The organism is Desulforamulus aeronauticus DSM 10349 (assembly GCF_900142375.1).
In the GTDB taxonomy this organism is placed as follows: Bacteria; Bacillota; Desulfotomaculia; order Desulfotomaculales; family Desulfotomaculaceae; genus Desulfotomaculum; species Desulfotomaculum aeronauticum.
The window spans coordinates 33,882-54,064 of the sequence record NZ_FRAR01000009.1 but is presented as its reverse complement, the minus strand read 5'-3'; the positions used below and the strand labels follow the sequence as shown (position 1 = coordinate 54,064).

Genomic DNA, 20,183 nt, shown 5'->3' with positions numbered 1-20,183 from the left:
GGGTCAAATGAAGGCCATTCTGACGCTGGTGATTAAGGAGCAAACTCTGCTTTTTTAAAAAACCTTATATCTGTTGATATATCTCATGGAAAATCTGCAGGTGACGCTCCTCGTCGCGTATAATGCGATGTAAGATCGCCACGATATTCATATCGCAGATGGTATTCGCCTGTCTGGAGTACTTGCTAATGGCTGCTTCCTCTGCTTTGATTGATTCAGCTATTAGCGCGCGTAACTCGCGCGGATAACCGATAAACGAGGGTGACCACCAGGGCGTGCATTCTTGGCAACTCCAAAGTCGCGGATCCGCCCCAAGCAGCAGGGCCAGCTCGGCAAATATATTGAGGTGGTGCATTTCAACGATGCTGATATGGTGAAAGCATTTTGAAATCCAACTATACTGCGGCCCCGTTACAACGGCGATGTAGAAATACCGGGTAACGTCGCTCATTTCAGAAACAACCTCGGCCATGTTACTGAGCATCTCGCAGGCATAAACGGGATTTATACCAGCCACTCGCACCGGCGGATATGGCGCATCTACCTTGTAGTTGCACTCCCTAGTTTGCTTATCATTCATGCGCATTCTCCTTTCCGCGATACCTATATTGTAAGTTTATTGGTGAAGACAGGATATTATGACAGTACCACCATCCGGGTCAGGCGGTACTGTTTTAGTCGTACTGACGATACAAGGCTATTGGATTTGAAAAGCCGCTAATGATTTCCTTATTTACTATCATCTATCTGATTCTCAAGTACCCATGAGCTAAGGCATACTTTCTGATATAGACAAAAAAATATCAGCACGTCCTTAAAGATATGGATAAGGAACGTGCTGGTAAATTAAATAGCATCTTTAAACCGTCAATTGACGGTGCGGTAAATGAAAAAGGAACCAGGTAAAGTACCTAGTCCCTTATACTATATGGTGCCCGGAGCCGGGGTCGAACCGGCACGATGTTGCCATCGCAGGATTTTAAGTCCTGTGCGTCTGCCTATTCCGCCACCCGGGCGCGTGACCTATTTAGCTTATTTAGTATAACAACCTTCTGCTATTTTTGTCAACTATCAAATAGCAGTTATTAAATGGCGGAGCTGACGGGAGTCGAACCCGCGTTCTCCTGCGTGACAGGCAGGCATGTTAGGCCACTACACCACAGCTCCAAAAATTAACTGGAGAGGCTTCGAACTTGATAACCCTCACCTTAAATATCAATTGGAGCGGAAGACGAGATTCGAACTCGCGACCCTCGCCTTGGCAAGGCGATGCTCTACCACTGAGCCACTTCCGCATATCATTTCGCACCGACGAATATTAATATAGCATAATCTGACTGGACAAGTCAACATCCAAGTTGTAGTTATTTGATCAATAATTTAGTCACTGTATTTCCGCTTAAAACCAATAATTATTAAAGCCAAAGCGATTGTTACACCAAGAAACAGTAAGAGCATTTCTGCTTGGGAAAGACTGCTGTAGAATTGTAACATGTCTTCCAGAGGAACCACTCCCTTTGCTATTATTTAATAATCTTTGATGATTGGAGTATACCACTTCTGTGAACTCACCCCCACCTTCACTGGTGTTCAGGAAGGGGCTTCCTGGTTCATTGTGGGATGCACCCACCCCAGCTCCCCAAGCATTTGCCGTAGTTCCTACGGTACAGAATATCTATTGACTAAGAAGCTCTTTTTTCTAATACCTTTGCCGCATTGTGATCACGATCCAGCACCAGACCACAGTGCGGACAACGGTGTACCCGTTCCGCCAAGTCTTTCTTTACGATAGCACCACATTGACTGCACTCCTGAGAGGAACCATGGGCTATTACTCTTATAAACTCCCGACCAACACTTTCAGCCTTGTACGAGAGCATTGTAAAGAGATAGCCCCAGCCTGCATCAGCAATGCTTTTTGCCAAATGGTGGTTTTTGAGCATGTTTTGTATCTGCAAATCTTCTGCTACAATCTTGCCATACTTCCAAACCAAATAACTGGCTATTTTGTGGAGATAGTCTTGACGTTGATGGCGAATTCTTTCGTGGATTTTGGCTAGTCTTTGCCTTGCCTTATCTCTGTTTTTTGAACCTTTTTTCTTACGGGATAAGTCCCTTTGGGCACGCTTTACCTTTTTCTCTGATTTCTGTATAGGTTTAGGGTTAGGGATTTGCTCGCCGTCTGATAAGGTAGCTAGTTTCTCTATCCCAACATCCAGACCGGTTTTTTCCAGTTCGGTGAGTATAGTACCGGGCATTCTTCAACCGATAGCACTGCATACCATTTGCCGGTAGTCTCTCTCTTGATGATGCAAGTCTTTACTTTACCTGGTATTTCCCGGTGCAGTTTGATTTTTACTAAGCCAATCTTGGATAGAGCTAGTTTTTCTTCTTTGAAGCAGGCTCCGAGACCATTGCCAAATTGGGTATGGTTTCTGCCTGTGTTTTGGTTGGGTATATTCGAAACTTGTAGTTCCTATGTTCCCTGGGATTGTACATAGCAATTTCACCTCACCTACAGTTGCCATGTATATTCCATATTCTTATTATAGTAGTAGAACCTAGGCAGAACAAGCGTTTTGTATATCTATCCTCATTCTGCCGCCATTCATCCCCCACCTTCACCCTTGTTATCGCAAGCATGGAAAGTTCAGGAAGGGGACTTCTGACGCGGGTAAGTTAAACAGTATAAAAGGATAGACATATCAAGAAGGTAATTTTTTATGGAAAATATTTACTTATTTTCTTATTAATTGGAAGGATTTTCCTATTAGCTAGCGAATATTTCTTTAAAACAACATAGGGGGTATCTATTTACATGCTATTTAAAGAATATCGTGATATTGTTCTCAGGATAAACCGCCTAGACAAGCCCTTATCATCTTTGACAAAATTTGAACGCAATGAGGTTTTAAACCTTTCCATTCGGCAAGAAGAAATTGAAAAAATACTTGGTGACCAAATCCGTTCTAGTTTTAAGGAGCTGCAAGAAGGCCTAGATGTGGTAGCTGAGTGGGTTAAGTTAATGAAGGAAGATGCCATTAAGGCTCTTGGAGTGGAAGGAACCCCCGAGGAAGTTCTAGCCCTCGAAGACACTTTGGCGCAGGCATCTTTGCTAAATGCGCAAATTGCCTCCCTTACCCTAGCTAATTACTCCACCAGTAGTAAAAATACGCCCCCCGCTGATCAGGAGCAGATTATTGTGCAGGAAACACAACAAAATATTGCTCCGGTGCAAGAAACACGTAAACAAAAAGCAAAGACATCTTTACCGGTTGTTCATTCCACCATCGATATGGTAGAAAATTCTGAGCGAAAAAAGATTGTAACGAAGGTCTTAGAAGAACTTAATGAGTCTGTGCTGGCCGCTGCACCCACCTATTCAGACGAAGTTTTTAATCAGCCAAGAATTATCAGCCAAAAGAATAAACCTACTAAGAAAAAAAAGCGTTGAAGAAACTCGGTGACAACCTCACCGAGTTTGATTTTTCGCAATGGTACTACTCTCTTTCGGGAAAAACAAAAACCACCTTCGCAGGTGGTTAATTACTTAGTAGTTGGAGGCGGCACCCAGATTTGAACTGGGGAATGGAGGATTTGCAGTCCTCTGCCTTACCACTTGGCTATGCCGCCAAAGATGCATCGGGATCTTACCTATGATGCTAGAGATAAAAATGAAACGGAAGATGGGAGGGGCTTCGAACTTGACGACCCCCGCCTTAAATATCAGTCGGATCTAGATTATACCGTTGAAGATGCAAATGGAGCGGAAGACGAGATTCGAACTCGCGACCCTCGCCTTGGCAAGGCGATGCTCTACCACTGAGCCACTTCCGCACGGTAAGAAATATGGTGCCTCGAGCCGGAATCGAACCAGCGACACGCGGATTTTCAGTCCGCTGCTCTACCAACTGAGCTATCGAGGCACTGACATTTATAAAATATATCATACCTTCTTCTATTTATCAACCTACTTTTCTAAAAAAATGCTCATTATAAACCAGTACTGCCAAAACCACTTTTACCTCTCTGAGTTTCACTTAATTCTTCGCATTCTACCAATTCTATATCTGGCAATCTATGAATAACAGCCTGGGCAACGCGGTCTCCAGCCTGCAAGGATAACGAATGCTTCCCCGTATTGTGTAACAGTACTACCACTTCACCTCGATAATCTGAATCTACAACCCCCACTGCATTGCTTAGGGTAAGGCCATAATTTTTTGCCAGGCCGCTGCGGGGATAAACCAGCATAGCATACCCCGGAGGAATTTCAAAAGCTAAACCAGTCCGCACAGGGCAATGGTCGCCAGGGGCAATAGAGATATCCTCTATACTATGCAAGTCAAATCCTGCGCTATCCGGAGTAGCGCGACGGGGTATTTCTGCATTTTCGTGAAGCCTCTTTATTTTAATTAAACTGTTTTTAAAAACAAAGTAAGCGCAACGTCGGAACGGATACAGCGCTTCATCCCGCTGGATTTTAATTTCCTGCTTTTCGCATTTATAATCTCCACGGATTATTTCTACCCCATATCTACACCGCTTACAGGTTTCTAACACCCTCAACACCCCTAATGTGAATTTGTGACTTTTATCACTTCGACATACCAGGGCATTTTTCCCTTCTCTTTTTTAATAATTTTGTCATAATTTATAACATATAGTATCATTCATAAATATATTGAAGGCGTAATATAAATAAATTATACTATTTTTTACAGGAGTGCTCTTACAGAAGGGAAAATAGCAAATGAAAAATACCTTACTTTTAAATCGCTACCGCAAACAAGCCGTAACCTGGGTAGCACTACCCACTGTTATTGCTGCAGGTTGGATTTACCCACCAGCTGGTTTTCTGCTCTTAATTTGTATGATTGGCGCTGTCGGGTTGTCCTTCTTTAGCGGCAGATCTTGGTGCGACTGGATGTGCCCCCGGGGAGCCTTTTATGATATCTTCTTCCAAAAACCCGGTAAAGGAAAACCGGTACCTACCTGGTTTCGTTCTCCTAAGCTAAGATATTTTATGTTAGGTTTTATCTTTGTTGTGCTGGGTTCTCAACTTTATTTCTCTTGGGGAAATTTAGACGGTATGGGGATGTCCTTTGTGCGCTTGCTAACCATGACCACACTGGTGGGTATTGTTACTGCTCTCCTGGTACATCCCAGAAGTTGGTGCCACATCTGTCCCATGGGTACTCTAGCTAGTTTGTTTGGTAAAGGTAAAAAACCACTGCACATTAGCGATAAATGCACCAGCTGCAATTTGTGCACGCAAGCTTGCCCAATGGGTCTAACTCCTCATGAAGGCAAAGAAGCAGGATTTTTAACCGACCCAGATTGTATAAAATGCGGCAGTTGCACGGTCACTTGCAATCGGAATGCTTTATATTTTACTCAAAGAGCTCCCAAAACAGACCATCAAGAAAAAACAAAAACGCGGTGCACCTAGGTGCAACCACGTTTTTTCTTATGTTGTTTACACATATCAGCATAAAATTAAAGCCCTGAACGATTTCTGCTCGTTCAGGGCTTTCCTGGAGGCGGCACCCAGATTTGAACTGGGGAATGGAGGATTTGCAGTCCTCTGCCTTACCACTTGGCTATGCCGCCAGAGATGCAAATGGAGCGGAAGATGGGAGGGGCTTCGAACTTGACGACCCTCGCCTTAAATATTAGTCGGATCTAAATTATACCGCTGGAGATAGAAATGGAGCGGAAGACGAGATTCGAACTCGCGACCCTCGCCTTGGCAAGGCGATGCTCTACCACTGAGCCACTTCCGCACGGTAAGAAAATATGGTGCCTCGAGCCGGAATCGAACCAGCGACACGCGGATTTTCAGTCCGCTGCTCTACCAACTGAGCTATCGAGGCATTTGGCGGAGCTGACGGGAGTCGAACCCGCGTTCTCCTGCGTGACAGGCAGGCATGTTAGGCCACTACACCACAGCTCCAAATTTTTGTCAGCGTTTGCCGCCGACATTGATAAGTATACAAAATGTGACTGCATAAGTCAAACAAAATTTTACTCTATTTTGAGAAATTTTACTTCATAATTTAAAGACCCTTTGGACCAAAGGCCAGAATACCCTCCCGAACTAGCTTAGATCCTAAAATTGCCGTTCTTTCGGAATGGTCATAAACAGGGCTGATTTCTACTAGATCGAAACCCACCACAGAAAGGTCTTTCATGGCATAGATCGCTTCCAGAATCTCCGCCGAGGAGCAGCCACCGGGCTCCGCCGTTCCGGTACCCGGAGCGTAAGCTGGATCTACCACATCAATATCCAGGGTAATATACACCGGGTGTCCGGCTAGTTCCGGCAAAACCTTCTTTAGGGGTTCTAACACTTTGCCCACAAACATATTCGTATTTTGTTTGGCAAAGGCAAATTCCTCCCGGGTGCCGGAACGAATGCCAAATTGGTAGATATTCTTGCTACCCACTAAATCTACTGCCCGCCGGATAACGGAAGCATGGGACAGGGTTTGTCCCATGTAATCCTCCCGTAAATCGGCATGAGCATCAAAGTGGAGCAATTTTAGTCCGGGATATTTGGCTGCCACCTGCTGGATTACCGGCAAACTAATGAGATGTTCACCGCCCAGCACCAGCGGAAACTTGTCGTCCTTTAAGACATGTCCCACCACCTGGCCAATTCGTTCCAGGCTCTCGGTCACATGGCCAAAGGGAAGGGAGATATCCCCCGCATCATAATAGGCATAATCGGCTAAATCGCGATCTAACATCACGCTGTATTCTTCCAAACCAATGGATACCTGTCTGATACTTTGGGGCCCTTGGCGAGTACCCGCCCGGAAACTAACAGTGAAATCCATTGGTGCCCCCACCAGTACAATCTGGGAGTTCTGATAGTCCGAGGAGCTACCGATAAAGCCGGTGTATTGATCCAACAGATGAAACATGCCCACCCCTCCGGTTTACTTATTGATTAAATCACGCACAAAGTTGGGTAGCATAAAGGCTGCCTTATGCACCCCATGGTTGTAGTACCGGGTGGTATAGGTTGGTTTTTGGCTTAAATCCACTGTTTCCGGGTCATACTTTTTAGAACCCATGCTAAAGCTCCAGCAACCGCCGGGATAGGTGGGAATAAAAGCTAAGTACAACTTGGTAATGGGGTACAGGGAACGAATGTCCTGCTGCACCCTGGGAATCAGTTCTTCATCGTAAAAGGGTGATTCCGTTTGTGCCACAAAAATACCATCTTCCTTCAGAGCATCGTAGCAGCTCTTGTAGAAGCTACCCTCAAACAAGCCAACCGCAGGCCCAATGGGATCGGTAGAATCGGTAATAATGATATCAAATTCATTTTTGTGGTTTTCCACGTATTTTATGCCATCTTCATACAGCACTTCTACCTTAGGATCCTCTAAACCACAGGCAATTTCGGGTAGATATTGTTTACTGGTTTCCACCACCCGACGATCGATTTCCACCAATACAGCCTTTTCCACACTAGGGTGCTTGATGATTTCCCGAATCACTCCACCATCACCACCGCCAATAACCAGTACTTTCTTAGGATTGGGGTGTGTATTTAAAGCCACATGGCTGATCATTTCATGATAGACAAATTCGTCCTTAATGTTGGTCATGATGATGTTGTCCAGCCACAGCATACGCCCAAAGAGCGGTGTATCCACAATGGCTAGGTGTTGAAAGTCGGTTTGTTCCTCATGCAAAACTTTGCTCACTTGCACGCTTAAACCCAGTCCAGGTACAATACCTCTTTCTGTATACCATAATTCCATATACAGCAACCTCCTTTTCTTAATACCAAAGGGGAACTACGGCTAATGCACACTCCGCAGAGGCAATTTTCACCTCTTTTAATTCCATACCGCGAGTCTCAAAGGCTTCTGCACTATGTTATGAATGTTTTCTTCTGCCACCTGTTTAGGTTGACATTACCAAGGCAAACTTTCAACAGGGCGTTGTCAAACGCCGTTAATTAGTTTCTGCCTTCAGATGAGGCTACGGTTACGAAATATTTCTTAGGAGTGGGCAGCATGCTCAGTTCTCCTTTATTTTTGAGCTTTTTATCCATTCTCCCTAAACACAAAACATATTATACCAAAGTCTTGTCGAAAATAAACTGTTTTTTACCAACTAAAAGAAATTATTCAAAATCATACAGTTTTATCATGATTGAAGTAGACATCAGGCGGGGACGCTAATGCTGTACGGCCAATCAACCCTAAGGAGGCGGACAAATGAAAACTATTACCGGTTTTTTCTCCTCTCAACAACAAGCTGAGAGAGCCATTGCGGAATTGCGTCAACAGGGCTTTGACAAGGATATCTCTCTGGTTGCCAAAGGAGAACAGCAAAATGGAAACTCTAGAACCAGTAACTTCACCGGTGGAGACTCTGTTTCCGACGGTGCCACCAGTGGTGCAACCATCGGTGGTGTGGCTGGCCTGGCTATGAGTGTCGGTGCTTTAGCCATTCCTGGTTTTGGTCCGTTAATAGCTGCCGGCCCCATTGCGGCGCTGTTATCCGGTGCCGCCACTGGCGGTATTGCCGGGGGATTAATCGACTACGGTATTCCTGCCGAAAAGGGTCGGGAATATGAAAACCGTGTTAAACAAGGCAAAACGTTGATATCGGTGAAAGCCGATGATAACCACGCCAAACATGCCTCCGAAATTCTCCGTCAGGCCGGTGGGGAAAACGTGGAAATCCACTAACCCCAAAAATAAAGACGCCAAACCCGGCGTCTTTATTTTTAGTTTTTCTAATGAGCTTTCACCGACTCATACATTTGTTGAAAAGCCAGTGCGTCCTCCGCCTGGGTCCCCGCTGATTCACAGATAATCACCGGTTCCAGCTTTCTCTCCCAGAGCAGTTCTGCTAAAGGTTCAAAAGGAGGACCGTAGAGATGGCTCTCCTGCAGTGTCCAATGTCTCCTTTCCCCTGCTTTGGTAAATTCAATGGGGCTAAAGTGGACGTGCAAGTGGGTCAAGGCTTCTTTTCCCAATGCGGTAGCTATCTTGTCCAAAATTTCTGCATAGTTCTCTTTCGTTCTTAAATTGCCCTGAGTCACCGCGTTTAAATGGCCGAAATCCACACAGGGGACTACCTGGGGAGCTAGCATACATAATTCTAAAACTTCTTCCAAAGAACCGATTTGATTGATCTTCCCCATTGTTTCGGGAGCCAGCAAAATATCATCCAGCCCTGCTGCCGCCACTTCTTTTAGGATCTCAGTAAACAAGCCTTTGGCCCTTTCCAGCGTACTACGCCGATCTATACCGGGACCACCACCGGGATGAAAAACCACTGTGGTAGCTCCCATCCAGCGGGCTACCCACAGAGAATCCATGATGTAACCCTTGGTCTTTATCTTTTTCTCTGGATCTTCGGTACTGAGATTAATGTAATAAGGAGCATGAATAGACAAGGCAATATCATGCAGCCTAGCCCTTTCTCCCAATTCTCTGGCCATTTGTTCTTTTATTTTTACCCCACGACTGCATTGATACTCATAGGCATTTAATCCCCTCGCCGCCAACCAGGCCGGCATCTCCAAAGAGCTTTTATGACCCTGTCCGTAAAAAGACTCCGGTGCCCCGGCCGAACCAAATCGAATACTCATCTAAATACCCCTTTATAATGTTTTTCTTATCCTGCACAGCATTTTAACCCCATTCAACGGAAGGATTTTACAATTATTGGAAGAATATACTATTAGTTACTTTTTGGAATGGAGGGTTTTTAATGCGAGGTAAGCTTTACCAAGTTGCTTTTTTACTCTTGTTTCTTAGTTTTTTTTCTGTCGTCATCAGCCTGCAGCGATCCAACTCTGCTGTTTTCACTAATATTCAAGTGCCGGAAAAAATCGACTTAAACTATGCTCTAGCGGAGCCCATCCAAACTCTGGACCCAGCCAAAGCAAGCAATCTAGCCGAAGCTAAGGTTATCAGCAATTTATTTGAAGGACTGGTTCGCTACAAACCTAATTCTACCGATGTTGAACCCTGTCTGGCTACCACTTGGCAGATTTCACCGGATGGTAAAACTTGGACCTTTCAATTACGTAAGAATGTAAAATTTCACGATAATACTCCTTTTAATGCGGCGGCAGTCAAATTCTCTGTAGAAAGACAACTGCCGCCGCAAAAAAAGGATAATATGATTTATGGTAGTTTTGCCTTTGGCATGGTACAAGCTGTGGAAGCCATTGATGATTACACGGTGAAGTTTACCTTGCGTTCTTCCTATGCTCCCTTTATTAGAAACCTGGCGATGCCCTGGGCTGCTCCCATCGTTAGTCCTAGCTCTGTAACCAAGTATGGGGATGAAGTGGGACAGCATCCGGTAGGCACCGGTCCTTTTCAACTGGCGCAATGGAAAAAAGAAAACGTTGTTCTTGTTGCCTTTACTGATTATTGGGGCGATAAGACGCCCCTGAACTCCATCGCTTTCTCTCACCTAGCACCAGCACAACGATCCACTGGGCTTACCTCCGGTGCCATTACCCTTGGGGACATGGCCGAGGTGAAAACAAAGGATATCCCCGATATAACCCTAACGAATCAGCCGTCCGCCTCCCTGGGTTACCTGGGACTCTTTAATAATAAGACCCCTTTTAACCAGCCGCGGGTTAGACGGGCAGTGTGTATGGCCATTGATAGAAAAGAAATATCCCGCAAGTTATTTGGCAGCCCCTCTCTAGCCGCTAACAGTATTTTACCCCCCGGCTTTCTGGGTTACAACCAAAACCTGCAGCCTTATTCCGGCGGAACCGTGAAGGCAAAGGATATGTTAAAAGAATGTGGTTTGCCAAACGGCCTTGATATTACCTTAATCACCTACCAAGGTTCCCGTCCTTACAATCCCTTCGGGGGCGAAAAATTGGCTGCGCTGATTAAAGAACAATTAGCCCCGGCAGGTATTCGGGTTAAAATAAAAACCTATCCCTGGCATGAATTTAAATCTGCTCTGCGTAACCAGGAAGGGGATGCTTTTTTGTTTGGCTGGGTGGGAGATAATTTAGATCCCGATAATTTTCTCTACACTCTACTAGCCTCTGGCGAAATAACCAATCTTAGCCACTACAAAAATAGTGAAGTGGACCGCTTGATCAGTGCTGCCCAAGAGGAAGTAGATGAAAAAATCCGGCTGAGGCTTTATTATCATGCTCAGCAAATCATGCTACAGGATACTCCTCTGGTATTTTTGAATTATGGGCAGGAGAATATTGCCTGTCGGAAAGAATTACAAGGAGTTGAATTCAATCTTTTCGGTATCCCCCTGCTAGCGAAGGCTCATCTTACCAAGTAAACTTCAAATACTACTATAATTTTGGCCTATTGCCAAAAATAGCGTATATGTTTTTCTCTTCTGAAAAGAATATGAGTAGGCGATAGCTAAAATATTCTTAGGGAGGAACACACATGTACAATCAAAGCATTCAACAACTACAAGAACGTATCAATCATCTACAAAATGACCTTAGCCAGATTCAGCAAATTTGCAGCCAACTGCAACAGTCTGAACAACAGAACAGCCAGCAATTGCAACAATTGTCCCATCGCGAGGCTAATACTGCACAGCAGTTGCAACAGGTAAATCAAACTGCCCAGCACATGAGCCAAGAAATCAATCAAGTTGGTGCCTACCAGGGTATAAATACGTCTCCTAGCTATCAAAGTACAGGACAACAACAGAATACCTATTCTGCCGCTAATCAGCAGTCCTTAAGCAGCATTGGCAATATGGGTCAGTACTTGAATGGACAACAGTTTGGTCAAAAGCAATATGGACAAAATAATCAAACCCAATATACTACCTATGGCATGAGTTCACCCCAGAGCAGCTATGTAAGCGAAAGATTCAGCCAACCGCTGACTCAACAATATACTCAGCAGCAATATACTCAGCAACAGTCCAAACCATATACTCAATACCAATCTTAATACACAAAATGAAAGGGCCTCTAGAAGGCCCTTTCATTTTGTGTAGGCGGATGCCAAAGATTCTCGTATCCTTTAGAGTATGGCGTCAGCCAAGTTTTTCTAACAAGTTCTGGAATTCTTAGACAATTTATACCCCTTAACAGAAATAACTTATAGGAAGTATAATGATACCACATACTGCGGTATTTATTTACAGGGGGTGTAATTTTTGGCAAAGGTATTAAAAGAGGGTGCGGCTTATAATCAGCGGGACGTTATCGATATGCTCACCGAATTCTCTGGTTTTAAGGATCGCGTTGAGAAAAAGTTTAAAGATGTTGCCAAAGAACTGGAGGGTAAGCCCACCGAACACGATCTTTGGGTAAGCCTCTATTTACTCTCCAGCGACTACGCCGATGAACAGGTTTCTCGGCGTAAAACAGTGGATCCCATTCAAAAGATTTCCTAAATAGGCTAACCCCTGCTAAAACACGGCAGGGGTTGTTTATGCCGGCACAAGCTCCAAAATCGCTTTGCCCTCCTCAATGTCAATATGTTGCAGACGCCAGCCCATTAACCGTCCCAGGGGGTACAATAATCCTTCCTCCCCAGCGATCAAACGAACCAAGTCGGGGCTGAGGGAAACCTCCCCAATCCGAATAGACTGTATTTTGTAGCAGATATTCTGGCCGGTTACCCCAAGCTGTCCGGCAATGGTAAAGGGAATGTTATCCTCGTTTACCCCTTGAATGATCAACTGTTGTCCAGCAAAACTTACCCGGGCAGCGTAATTCTGATCCACTCCGGTGAACAAAAGTTTAGAGATGGTGCTTTCTTTATACACTGCCTTCACTTTGGTTCCCAGCCACTGCATTTGATCGGGTCGGTACTGTTCCCAAGGAGCCTGCTCAAACCGAGCTAATAGGGTCTCCAGAGGCTTTAGGGTGTTATGCAGTCTTGCTACCACGGTTAATACTTTATCTTGATTTTCTCCCAATTCCCGACGAGTCCGCTCCAATAAATTTTGCTTATTTTGCTGTAAGGTAATCGCCTGTTGCTTTTTAATATCCAGGCTTTTTTGCTGATTGACTAAGGTTTGTTCCAATTGCCCCAGTTCGTTCGTCCTTTGTTTTACACTAGCGAAGGCCACTATCGTAGTGTTATACTCCTTCATTCCCTGGGATATCAGAACTCCCACCAAGGCTAAACGATTAATAAAATCTCCCAGGTCAATGGCACCTAGTAGAATAGATAAATAGCTTGTCTGGCCCTCCATATAAAAATGTCTTAACCACAGGCTTAATCTTTGCTGACAGTTTATCAGCTTATTTTGGGAAATCGTCAGTTTTTCTTGAACAGTTGGCAACTGTGCTCTGGTTTGCATAAGGGTGGTCTGTACTTTGGCACACTCCCTATTGGTTCGATCTAATAGCAAATCTGCCTGAATCAGTTCTGCTACAATTTGCTGCTCCCTTTGTCTGAGTTTTTCATGCGTCTCTAGGATGTTTTCACTGGCTACAGCAGCAGGCAAGAAGCATTGCAAGAAAATTAGTAACGCAATAATCCCTGCACTATACCTGTATACAGACATCACAAACCACCCTTCCTGCACCCATTCTAAAGCATAACACTTATATCGGCCGATGGTTGCCTAGATTTTCGTACAATTTAATCAAAATCTAAACAATTACAAATAAGCAGTATCATATCAAGCTGTACATGAAAATAAAATTAAATAATAAATAATACTTAGCTTTATAGTTTAGCCTACAAAAGATGACAAAGTTTTATTTGACATTTTTTGTTAATCAAAGTATAATCAACAAAAAGAATAACAGGAGGTTATCTTTATGCCTTTTGAAGTGTATTTTCCACGTTCCGAAAATTATGTAGCTGTATCAAAAAATCATATAACATTAAACAGAAATCTTGTTAGTAAATTAAATGCTGATCACATTCAGCTTGCATACGATAGAGACGGAAAAGTTATCAGAGTTTCCGCAGCCTCGCCGGATAGTGGTTTAATTTTAAACAAAACTCGCATCGGTGCCAAGGGGTTTCTACAGTACTTTGGCATAGACAGCAAGGGTAAGTTTCCCGCAACCTTTAACGAAGAAGAAAAAACTATTTACATCCAATTATAATAAATATCCCAACCTTCACGGTTGGGATATTTATTATAATTGAGTTATTATCTATTTTCGGGAGGCATTAATTTATGATATTACCTTATTTAGAACAGCAGCCCAAAATCGCTTCTTCTGTTTACATCGCTCCCGGTGCTATGGTAGTAGGACAGGTGGAATTAATGGATGAGGTTAGTATTTGGTATAATGCCGTCATTCGAGGAGATGTGGCTGGTGTCTGTATCGGACGTACCACGAATATTCAAGATGGCTGTCTCTTGCACCAAAATGAAGGTATACCACTGATCATCGGGGAAGAAGTCACCGTAGGTCATGGAGCACTTTTACATGGTTGTACAATTGGGGATGGCTGCCTAATCGGTATGGGTGCCATTATTCTCACTGGCGCAAAAATAGGTAAAGAAACCCTAATTGGGGCCGGTGCCTTAGTAAAAGAAAACCAGGAAATCCCTGAAGGCGTACTGGTAGTAGGATCACCCGCCCGAATCGTACGTTCATTGTCCGTGGAAGAAAGGCAAAAATTGCGAGAGTCTGCCAGGAACTATGTAAAAACTGCCCAGGATCACCAAAAGAGCCAAAAAAAAGACCAGGTCGTAGAAAACCTGGTGGTTGTTAAAGGAGAAGTGGAATAATATTTTTCATTAGATTGCCGCCTAGTCACAACGATCTGTATTATCAGTTTAAAGTATGATTACTTTTATTCCGCTTGATCGCAGCAAATACCTTGCTCAAACTGTTCGCGGGAAAGGTACACAATCTCTTGAATAGCATATTTGCCTAGTTTTTTCTCCAGCTCTTTTTCGTACTGATGTCCATAGACAATGCCCCTAGGGACTGCTACATCTTCAAAACAGATGGCATAAAGGGTTCCTTCCCGTAACACTCGGCAGGGAACTTCGTGGGTTTTGGAAAATTTCATGGCGACAGGTAAGGCCCGTTCAAACTCCTCGGATTCCATTGTGAAGGCAGGGTAAAGATGAGATCGCACTTTAAGATGAACTCCTTTCGTGTTCTTAACTTACCCTATGTGTATTCAACAAAGTCTGTTTTTGACCTTTATGAAAATGGTGGAAGTAATGTCAAAAGAACCCCCTTGGCGTGCCAGGGGGTTAATTACATTGATCTCCGTCATCAAAAATACGTACATCAAATATTTCCACAGAAGTTTTCCTGTTTAAGATTTCCTGCAAACCATCACCAATAATCCGCCAGCCGGCCTCCCCCTGATCCATCACCTGCAGTTCAATCTTTTTTTCCACATCTCGATTGCCACCCCTATACTGGAGACTAAGATATACCCAAAAGGTCTGCGGGTTGCCGCCTTCGGAACGGATCCGTTGCACCCTAATGTGAGTTAGTTGCTGTAACATAGCCTCGATATCAGCACGTTGTTTCTCAGAGGGTTTATATAATGTCTTCAGAGCCAAACCTGCATCCTGCTGATCCAAAGCATTCATGAGTACCTCGATAACTTCTTCCGGACTCATCGCGGTGATCATTTGTTGAAACTTACCCGCAGCCTTCCAAATCATCATTTGGTGAGCCAGGTTTTCTTTGCCGGATTGGTGCACCTTACTATCCCGAAAGTGAATGCAAAAATGCCCTTTAAAATCGTTACCACGAATGGCACCTGCACCGTGAGGCATACCGTTCATTGAGGCAGCAATGCGCTGACTGCCTAACTTTACAACTATTGCTTTGCGCTGCCAACTCCAAGTACCGTTGTAAATAATCTTCATGATGGCGGTATCATGAGCCGTTAGTGGCTGAACATCAGCATGATACGTCCCACCCCGCCGCTGTACCTGAAAGCTTAGGCCGGTATCAACATCAATCACAGTTGCATTGGTGTAACGACGAAAAATTTGATCCACTGCTTCCCAGGCTAAAAACTCACCCCGTTCAATCTCTGGCGGTACACTGTGGGGCAAGGAGTTAACCCTTGGTGGGTTGATATTGTCTCTTACCACGCCTAAAAGTGTTATTAGGCAAACCACCACTAGAAATAATTTGAACAGTTGCTTTGGCTTGAGAATTAAAATAACGGAATTTCTCACCGGCCAGTCCTCCATTATTCATCTATCACATCATATGGTGGACTGGCATATTTATGCAGGTTATTTTGGCAAACTTGCATCTAAAGACTTGGTGTAAACCTAGTCTTTCTAAACCGCTGGGCGTAATGTTCTACGGAGATGCCCCGCTGAGTCACCCAGTGAAAAGTCTGACCGCTAATCACCAAAGGAACCTCCTTTAATTGCAGTAAATCCTTTGCCCCCAGCATCAGCATGATTCGGCGCATATCATTTATTAATGCTTCTAAGCAAGAAGTAAGCTGCTCTGGAGAACCGTTAATCAATACTTTTAACAAAGGACGCGCCATGCCTATTAAGCAACAACCCAGTGACAAGGCTTTTACACAGTCCAGGGCATGTTCTATGCCGCCTGAAGCAATGATATTGATGTCATCGCTTACTGTTAGCCCCTCCAACAGGCTGATGGCAGTGGGAATTCCCCAGTTCCAAGCAAGTTTTTTGCCGGAACGACTTTGTTCAATGGCCATAAAATCTGTGCCACCGGCACCGCCTATGTCTATGTAAGATACACCCACTTCGGCAAGGCGTTTTACACTTTCCCGAGACATACCAAAACCCACTTCTTTCACCACAACAGGAACTTTTAACTGTTTAGCCAGAGCTTCAATATTCTCTAAAATACCCCGGAAATTCCGATCACCCTCGGCCATGGCCAGTTCCTGAGGTGCGTTAAGATGCAGTTGCAATGCATTGGCCCCAATCATTGAGATGGCTTCCTTTGCTTCTGCCAGAGTACAATCCGCCCCTAGGTTAGCTAGTACAACACCCTGGGGATGGGCTTCTCGAACCACAGTGAAGCTTCGACGAGCCGATGCCTCTTCTAAAGCTGCCCGCTGTGACCCCACCGCAATGGCAACGTCAGAGACGGCCGCTGCCCTAGCTAGATAGTAATTAATATCTTCCAGTTGAGGGTGACCACCCGTCATAGCATTAATCAGCAATGGTGCCTTTAACGGTTGACCCAAAAAGGTACAGGATAAATCCACCTCTTCCCAATTAAGCTCGGGTAAGGAATTGTGAACCAGAGTAATATCGTTAAATCCCGTTGCTCCTCGCTGGGATCTTTGCTGTAGAGAAATTTCTATATGTTCCAGTTTCCGGTTACTGCGCAAGGTCTAACCCCCTATAGTCTTATTCTATGTCAATATTCTACATACTAACTGCATAACCTCGTTTTCCCTGTGATTTGGTAGAATCTTTAAGATTGGCTATAAGGGAGAAGGCAGCCTGTTACCAGACTGCCCCCGTTATCTTTCAATTATTACACTGCAGAAGCCTGGGCAGCTTGTTTCTTCGCCCGGGCTCTTTCGTTTTTATCAAGGAATTTTTTCCGAATGCGTAAGCTCTGAGGGGTTACCTCCAGCAGTTCGTCATCACTTAGATACTCAAGTGCCTCTTCCAAGCTCATTACGCGGGCTTCCTCCAGCTTTACAGTAGCCTCAGCGGTACTGGCACGATGGTTGGTAAGTTGCTTCTTTTTACAAATGTTCACTTCAATATCCTGTTCCCGTACATGCTCCCCTACCACCATGCCTTCGTAGACTTTGGTGCCGGGAGTCACGAACAGGGTACCACGATCCTGCACTGAGTTGAGTCCATAGAAGGTAGCTTCGCCGGATTCAAAGGCAATGAGCACTCCCTGGTAGCGGCGTTTAATCTCCCCTTTAAAGGGTTCATGCCCCAGGAAGGTATGATTCATAATAGCTAATCCCCGGGTCTCGGAAAGCAACTGGGAGCGGAAGCCAATCAGTCCCCGAGCCGGTACTTTAAACTCCAGGCGCAGTTGACCAGGTCCGTTGGGACCCATATTGACCATTTCTCCCTTGCGGTTGCCCAGCATCTCCATCACTGGTCCCATTTTATCTTCGGGGATATCCACTAACAGCATTTCCATCGGTTCCAGCAATTCACCGTCTGGACCTTTTTTGTAGATAACCTCCGGTTTGGATACCTGCAGCTCATAGCCTTCCCGTCGCATGGTTTCAATAAGGATGGACAAATGCAATTCTCCCCGACCGGCTACTTTCCAGACATCCGGTGATTCGGTATCTTGCACCCGCAGACTCACATTCTTCTCCATTTCCTTATGCAAGCGTGCCCGTAGTTTGCGGGAGGTAATATGATCACCCTCCTGGCCAGCAAAGGGACTATCATTGACCACGAAAGTCATCTCCAAAGTTGGTTCATCCACGGTAATGGGTGGTAAGGGAGCAGGATTTTCTTTATCGGTTATAGTCTCACCGATTTTAATATCCTCCAAACCAGAGACTACGGCAATTTCACCACAGGAAGCCCGAGGCACTTCCACCCGCTCCAACCCTTCATAGACATAAACCCGACCAATGCGGTAACTTTTCAATTTGCCTTCATGGTCGGATACCACTACGTTCATCCCCCCGGCAATACTACCCTGGGAGATCCTACCCACCGCAATTCTACCGATATAATTATCATACTCGGTGTTATTTACCAGCATTTGTAATGGCCCCTCCGGGTCACCCTTGGGTGCTGGGAAGTTATTGATAATGGTTTCAAACAATGGCTTTAGATCAGTACCTGGAACATCGAGATCCAGAGTTGACTTACCTGCCCGGGCAATGGCATAGACCACCGGGAATTCCAGTTGTTCTTCACTGGCACCCAGTTCAAAAAATAATTCGTATATTTCATCGATTACTTCATTAATACGGGAATCCGGTCGATCAATCTTATTCACCACTACCACCGGCACTAGGTTTAACTCCAATGCTTTACGCAGAACAAACCGGGTTTGCGGCATCGGGCCTTCGGAGGCATCCACCAGCAGCAGTACACCGTCAACCATTTTTAAAACCCGTTCCACTTCACCACCAAAGTCTGAGTGGCCGGGGGTATCTACAATATTGATCTTATAACCCTGGTAACGGACTGAGGTATTTTTGGCCAAAATTGTAATACCCCGTTCCTTTTCCAAATCATTAGAGTCCATTACTCTTTCTTGAACAACTTGATTCTCACGAAAGATACCGCTTTGCTTTAACATCCCATCCACCAAGGTGGTCTTCCCGTGGTCTACGTGGGCAATAATAGCGATATTCCGCATTTCATTAATGGATGTCATACGTTCCTCCTCTAGGGGCAGTTAGAAAACCTTGGCTTACGCCCGACGGACGCCTTAGTTTTTCTTATACTTTCATCAATAGAAATTTTATACGTAATGAAAGTGTAAAAATATTTTCCCCAAAAATTAATTATAGTACACCTTGATGAAAAAGTATGTAAGAAAAAGTAATTTTTTTTCATTTTCAGGGAAAAAATAAGAAAGCAGCCATTGAGGCTGCTACATTAACGTGAAGTATAGCGATAAGGATTACTCCGGCGACGTTCCCAGGGCCGGCAGATTTCAATGTTTATGCCTTGTTTTGTCTCTTCTTCGTAAAGCATACGGTAAACTTTGTTGCCAATGGTACTTAGACCAAGGTACACAGCCCCTAGTAGAGGGAAAAACACTTTTTTCATAAAACATTACACACTCCCCAAAATCTTCCCCTCTACCTTTTTTCGTCATGGAATACCAAATTCCTTCAAAGGATCCTGAAATTTGGTATTTTTTTAATTATCGATTTGCAAAGAAGTGATTTCTTGGAAAATCTGATCATCAGCTTTTTTAACTGCTAGTTTGTCCACTGAATCGTTATCCCAGGTTAATTTAACTTGCAGAGGTAAATCAACCCCGGTTATGTTTATTTTTCCCTGACGCATCCAATCATCGTTTAAACGTACAAATACTAATTCCATCTTGTTGTTTCTAAATAATTTTAGACGGGACTCCCCAACAATTTTATAAAAGGCAGTGTATTCCTTTAGGTCCGGATTTAATAGTTCTGTTTCTTCCAGGGTAAACTCAATACTTCCCTGCTTTTCCATTTCATCCGTTATTAAATCAGCAATGGCAGACACTATTCTTCCTCTCCCCTTTTTGCACTTTCAGAAAGTATAAAAATTCTATTGACGAAACTATAAGAAAAACTAAG

Annotated in this window: 22 protein-coding genes and 10 tRNA genes; 8 read left to right on the top strand and 24 right to left on the bottom strand. The window is 44.3% G+C overall.

The genetic code is table 11. From position 1 onward, the window contains the following. Nucleotides 1-64: 64 nt before the first annotated feature. The 6 genes from BUA78_RS05650 to BUA78_RS21030 form a co-directional block, all read right to left on the bottom strand. Nucleotides 65-580 carry a ferritin-like domain-containing protein gene (locus tag BUA78_RS05650; protein ID WP_139257263.1) on the bottom strand — a complete coding sequence of 172 codons (516 nt, stop codon included), beginning with the start codon at nt 578-580 and terminating at the stop codon, nt 65-67. 349 nt (nt 581-929) lie between these two features. Next, nucleotides 930-1,016 (bottom strand) — tRNA-Leu (locus BUA78_RS05645). 74 nt (nt 1,017-1,090) lie between these two features. After that, nucleotides 1,091-1,167 (bottom strand) — tRNA-Asp (locus BUA78_RS05640). Nucleotides 1,168-1,220: 53 nt separating this feature from the next. After that, nucleotides 1,221-1,295, bottom strand: a tRNA-Gly gene (locus BUA78_RS05635). Between the two features lie 387 nt (nt 1,296-1,682). Continuing rightward, the gene (locus BUA78_RS05630) at nt 1,683-2,258 is read right to left on the bottom strand and encodes an RNA-guided endonuclease InsQ/TnpB family protein (RefSeq protein WP_072911764.1); all 576 of its coding nucleotides are present in this window, start codon (nt 2,256-2,258) and stop codon (nt 1,683-1,685) included. A gap of 121 nt (nt 2,259-2,379) precedes the next feature. After that, on the bottom strand, nt 2,380-2,499 hold the full coding sequence (locus BUA78_RS21030; RefSeq protein WP_084082324.1) for a helix-turn-helix domain-containing protein: 120 nt from the start codon (nt 2,497-2,499) through the stop codon (nt 2,380-2,382). 319 nt (nt 2,500-2,818) lie between these two features. Here BUA78_RS21030 and BUA78_RS05620 point away from each other — a divergent pair, with 319 nt between their 5' ends. Beyond that, nucleotides 2,819-3,454, top strand: coding sequence for a hypothetical protein (locus tag BUA78_RS05620; RefSeq protein ID WP_072911762.1), 636 nt, complete (start codon nt 2,819-2,821; stop codon nt 3,452-3,454). Between the two features lie 104 nt (nt 3,455-3,558). Here BUA78_RS05620 and BUA78_RS05615 read toward each other — a convergent pair. The 4 genes from BUA78_RS05615 to dut form a co-directional block, all read right to left on the bottom strand. Continuing rightward, a tRNA-Cys gene (locus BUA78_RS05615) sits at nt 3,559-3,633 on the bottom strand. Between the two features lie 129 nt (nt 3,634-3,762). Continuing rightward, nucleotides 3,763-3,837, bottom strand: a tRNA-Gly gene (locus tag BUA78_RS05610). 13 nt (nt 3,838-3,850) lie between these two features. Beyond that, nucleotides 3,851-3,926, bottom strand: a tRNA-Phe gene (locus tag BUA78_RS05605). 67 nt (nt 3,927-3,993) lie between these two features. Next, nucleotides 3,994-4,563 carry a dUTP diphosphatase gene (dut, locus tag BUA78_RS05600; RefSeq protein WP_238456735.1) on the bottom strand — a complete coding sequence of 190 codons (570 nt, stop codon included), beginning with the start codon at nt 4,561-4,563 and terminating at the stop codon, nt 3,994-3,996. 190 nt (nt 4,564-4,753) lie between these two features. Here dut and BUA78_RS05595 point away from each other — a divergent pair, with 190 nt between their 5' ends. Further along, a complete protein-coding gene (locus tag BUA78_RS05595) occupies nt 4,754-5,452 on the top strand; it encodes a 4Fe-4S binding protein (RefSeq protein WP_072911757.1) in 699 nt (232 codons plus the stop codon). A gap of 86 nt (nt 5,453-5,538) precedes the next feature. Here the strand turns inward: BUA78_RS05595 and BUA78_RS05590 are convergent. The 6 genes from BUA78_RS05590 to speE form a co-directional block, all read right to left on the bottom strand. After that, nucleotides 5,539-5,613: transfer RNA gene (locus BUA78_RS05590), tRNA-Cys, on the bottom strand. Nucleotides 5,614-5,711: 98 nt separating this feature from the next. After that, nucleotides 5,712-5,786: transfer RNA gene (locus BUA78_RS05585), tRNA-Gly, on the bottom strand. 14 nt (nt 5,787-5,800) lie between these two features. Next, a tRNA-Phe gene (locus BUA78_RS05580) sits at nt 5,801-5,876 on the bottom strand. Between the two features lie 3 nt (nt 5,877-5,879). After that, a tRNA-Asp gene (locus tag BUA78_RS05575) sits at nt 5,880-5,956 on the bottom strand. A gap of 103 nt (nt 5,957-6,059) precedes the next feature. Next, on the bottom strand, nt 6,060-6,929 hold the full coding sequence (speB, locus tag BUA78_RS05570) for an agmatinase (RefSeq protein WP_072911754.1): 870 nt from the start codon (nt 6,927-6,929) through the stop codon (nt 6,060-6,062). A gap of 15 nt (nt 6,930-6,944) precedes the next feature. Beyond that, nucleotides 6,945-7,778: a polyamine aminopropyltransferase gene (gene speE, locus BUA78_RS05565; RefSeq protein ID WP_072911752.1), complete on the bottom strand. Its 834-nt coding sequence runs from the start codon at nt 7,776-7,778 to the stop codon at nt 6,945-6,947. Between the two features lie 462 nt (nt 7,779-8,240). Between speE and BUA78_RS05555 the strand changes: the two genes are divergently transcribed. Beyond that, entirely contained in the window at nt 8,241-8,717 is a 477-nt protein-coding gene (locus tag BUA78_RS05555) for a general stress protein (protein ID WP_072911749.1), read from the top strand. 47 nt (nt 8,718-8,764) lie between these two features. Here BUA78_RS05555 and BUA78_RS05550 read toward each other — a convergent pair whose 3' ends face one another. Continuing rightward, a complete protein-coding gene (locus BUA78_RS05550) occupies nt 8,765-9,625 on the bottom strand; it encodes a TIM barrel protein (RefSeq protein ID WP_072911747.1) in 861 nt (286 codons plus the stop codon). 122 nt (nt 9,626-9,747) lie between these two features. On the opposite strand from BUA78_RS05550, the gene BUA78_RS05545 reads away from it, so the two are divergent. From BUA78_RS05545 to BUA78_RS05535, 3 genes are all read left to right on the top strand, one after another. Then, complete coding sequence (locus tag BUA78_RS05545) at nt 9,748-11,313, top strand: ABC transporter substrate-binding protein (protein ID WP_072911744.1); 1,566 nt, start codon at nt 9,748-9,750, stop codon at nt 11,311-11,313. A gap of 113 nt (nt 11,314-11,426) precedes the next feature. Further along, on the top strand, nt 11,427-11,948 hold the full coding sequence (locus BUA78_RS20145; protein WP_072911742.1) for a hypothetical protein: 522 nt from the start codon (nt 11,427-11,429) through the stop codon (nt 11,946-11,948). A 208-nt stretch (nt 11,949-12,156) separates the two neighbouring features. After that, entirely contained in the window at nt 12,157-12,396 is a 240-nt protein-coding gene (locus BUA78_RS05535; RefSeq protein WP_072911740.1) for a hypothetical protein, read from the top strand. Between the two features lie 36 nt (nt 12,397-12,432). Here BUA78_RS05535 and BUA78_RS05530 read toward each other — a convergent pair whose 3' ends face one another. Beyond that, nucleotides 12,433-13,518, bottom strand: coding sequence for a coiled-coil domain-containing protein (locus BUA78_RS05530; protein ID WP_072911738.1), 1,086 nt, complete (start codon nt 13,516-13,518; stop codon nt 12,433-12,435). 259 nt (nt 13,519-13,777) lie between these two features. Between BUA78_RS05530 and BUA78_RS05525 the strand changes: the two genes are divergently transcribed. Next, nucleotides 13,778-14,071, top strand: coding sequence for a hypothetical protein (locus tag BUA78_RS05525; RefSeq protein WP_072911735.1), 294 nt, complete (start codon nt 13,778-13,780; stop codon nt 14,069-14,071). A 74-nt stretch (nt 14,072-14,145) separates the two neighbouring features. Next, entirely contained in the window at nt 14,146-14,706 is a 561-nt protein-coding gene (locus BUA78_RS05520; RefSeq protein WP_072911733.1) for a gamma carbonic anhydrase family protein, read from the top strand. Nucleotides 14,707-14,771: 65 nt separating this feature from the next. Here BUA78_RS05520 and BUA78_RS05515 read toward each other — a convergent pair whose 3' ends face one another. The 6 genes from BUA78_RS05515 to BUA78_RS05495 form a co-directional block, all read right to left on the bottom strand. Continuing rightward, nucleotides 14,772-15,062, bottom strand: coding sequence for a hypothetical protein (locus BUA78_RS05515; protein WP_072911730.1), 291 nt, complete (start codon nt 15,060-15,062; stop codon nt 14,772-14,774). A 121-nt stretch (nt 15,063-15,183) separates the two neighbouring features. Then, nucleotides 15,184-16,131 carry a hypothetical protein gene (locus BUA78_RS05510; RefSeq protein ID WP_072911728.1) on the bottom strand — a complete coding sequence of 316 codons (948 nt, stop codon included), beginning with the start codon at nt 16,129-16,131 and terminating at the stop codon, nt 15,184-15,186. Nucleotides 16,132-16,211: 80 nt separating this feature from the next. Continuing rightward, nucleotides 16,212-17,282 carry a type 2 isopentenyl-diphosphate Delta-isomerase gene (gene fni / locus BUA78_RS05505; RefSeq protein WP_072911725.1) on the bottom strand — a complete coding sequence of 357 codons (1,071 nt, stop codon included), beginning with the start codon at nt 17,280-17,282 and terminating at the stop codon, nt 16,212-16,214. Nucleotides 17,283-17,431: 149 nt separating this feature from the next. Further along, nucleotides 17,432-19,270, bottom strand: a complete 1,839-nt coding sequence (gene typA / locus BUA78_RS05500) for a translational GTPase TypA (RefSeq protein WP_072911723.1) — start codon at nt 19,268-19,270, stop codon at nt 17,432-17,434. 224 nt (nt 19,271-19,494) lie between these two features. Then, entirely contained in the window at nt 19,495-19,668 is a 174-nt protein-coding gene (locus BUA78_RS20140) for a hypothetical protein (protein WP_175548973.1), read from the bottom strand. A gap of 93 nt (nt 19,669-19,761) precedes the next feature. Then, a complete protein-coding gene (locus tag BUA78_RS05495; protein WP_084082322.1) occupies nt 19,762-20,109 on the bottom strand; it encodes a hypothetical protein in 348 nt (115 codons plus the stop codon). Between the last annotated feature and the right edge of the window lie 74 nt (nt 20,110-20,183).

Coding starts and splice junctions, on each gene's coding strand:
- BUA78_RS05650 (WP_139257263.1), bottom strand. CDS start 580: ATGAATGATAAGCAAACTAGGGAGTGCAACTACAAGGTAGATGCGCCA.
- BUA78_RS05630 (WP_072911764.1), bottom strand. CDS start 2,258: ATGCCCGGTACTATACTCACCGAACTGGAAAAAACCGGTCTGGATGTT.
- BUA78_RS21030 (WP_084082324.1), bottom strand. CDS start 2,499: ATGTACAATCCCAGGGAACATAGGAACTACAAGTTTCGAATATACCCA.
- BUA78_RS05620 (WP_072911762.1), top strand. CDS start 2,819: ATGCTATTTAAAGAATATCGTGATATTGTTCTCAGGATAAACCGCCTA.
- BUA78_RS05595 (WP_072911757.1), top strand. CDS start 4,754: ATGAAAAATACCTTACTTTTAAATCGCTACCGCAAACAAGCCGTAACC.
- speB (WP_072911754.1), bottom strand. CDS start 6,929: ATGTTTCATCTGTTGGATCAATACACCGGCTTTATCGGTAGCTCCTCG.
- speE (WP_072911752.1), bottom strand. CDS start 7,778: ATGGAATTATGGTATACAGAAAGAGGTATTGTACCTGGACTGGGTTTA.
- BUA78_RS05555 (WP_072911749.1), top strand. CDS start 8,241: ATGAAAACTATTACCGGTTTTTTCTCCTCTCAACAACAAGCTGAGAGA.
- BUA78_RS05550 (WP_072911747.1), bottom strand. CDS start 9,625: ATGAGTATTCGATTTGGTTCGGCCGGGGCACCGGAGTCTTTTTACGGA.
- BUA78_RS05545 (WP_072911744.1), top strand. CDS start 9,748: ATGCGAGGTAAGCTTTACCAAGTTGCTTTTTTACTCTTGTTTCTTAGT.
- BUA78_RS20145 (WP_072911742.1), top strand. CDS start 11,427: ATGTACAATCAAAGCATTCAACAACTACAAGAACGTATCAATCATCTA.
- BUA78_RS05530 (WP_072911738.1), bottom strand. CDS start 13,518: ATGTCTGTATACAGGTATAGTGCAGGGATTATTGCGTTACTAATTTTC.
- BUA78_RS05525 (WP_072911735.1), top strand. CDS start 13,778: ATGCCTTTTGAAGTGTATTTTCCACGTTCCGAAAATTATGTAGCTGTA.
- BUA78_RS05520 (WP_072911733.1), top strand. CDS start 14,146: ATGATATTACCTTATTTAGAACAGCAGCCCAAAATCGCTTCTTCTGTT.
- typA (WP_072911723.1), bottom strand. CDS start 19,270: ATGACATCCATTAATGAAATGCGGAATATCGCTATTATTGCCCACGTA.
- BUA78_RS20140 (WP_175548973.1), bottom strand. CDS start 19,668: ATGAAAAAAGTGTTTTTCCCTCTACTAGGGGCTGTGTACCTTGGTCTA.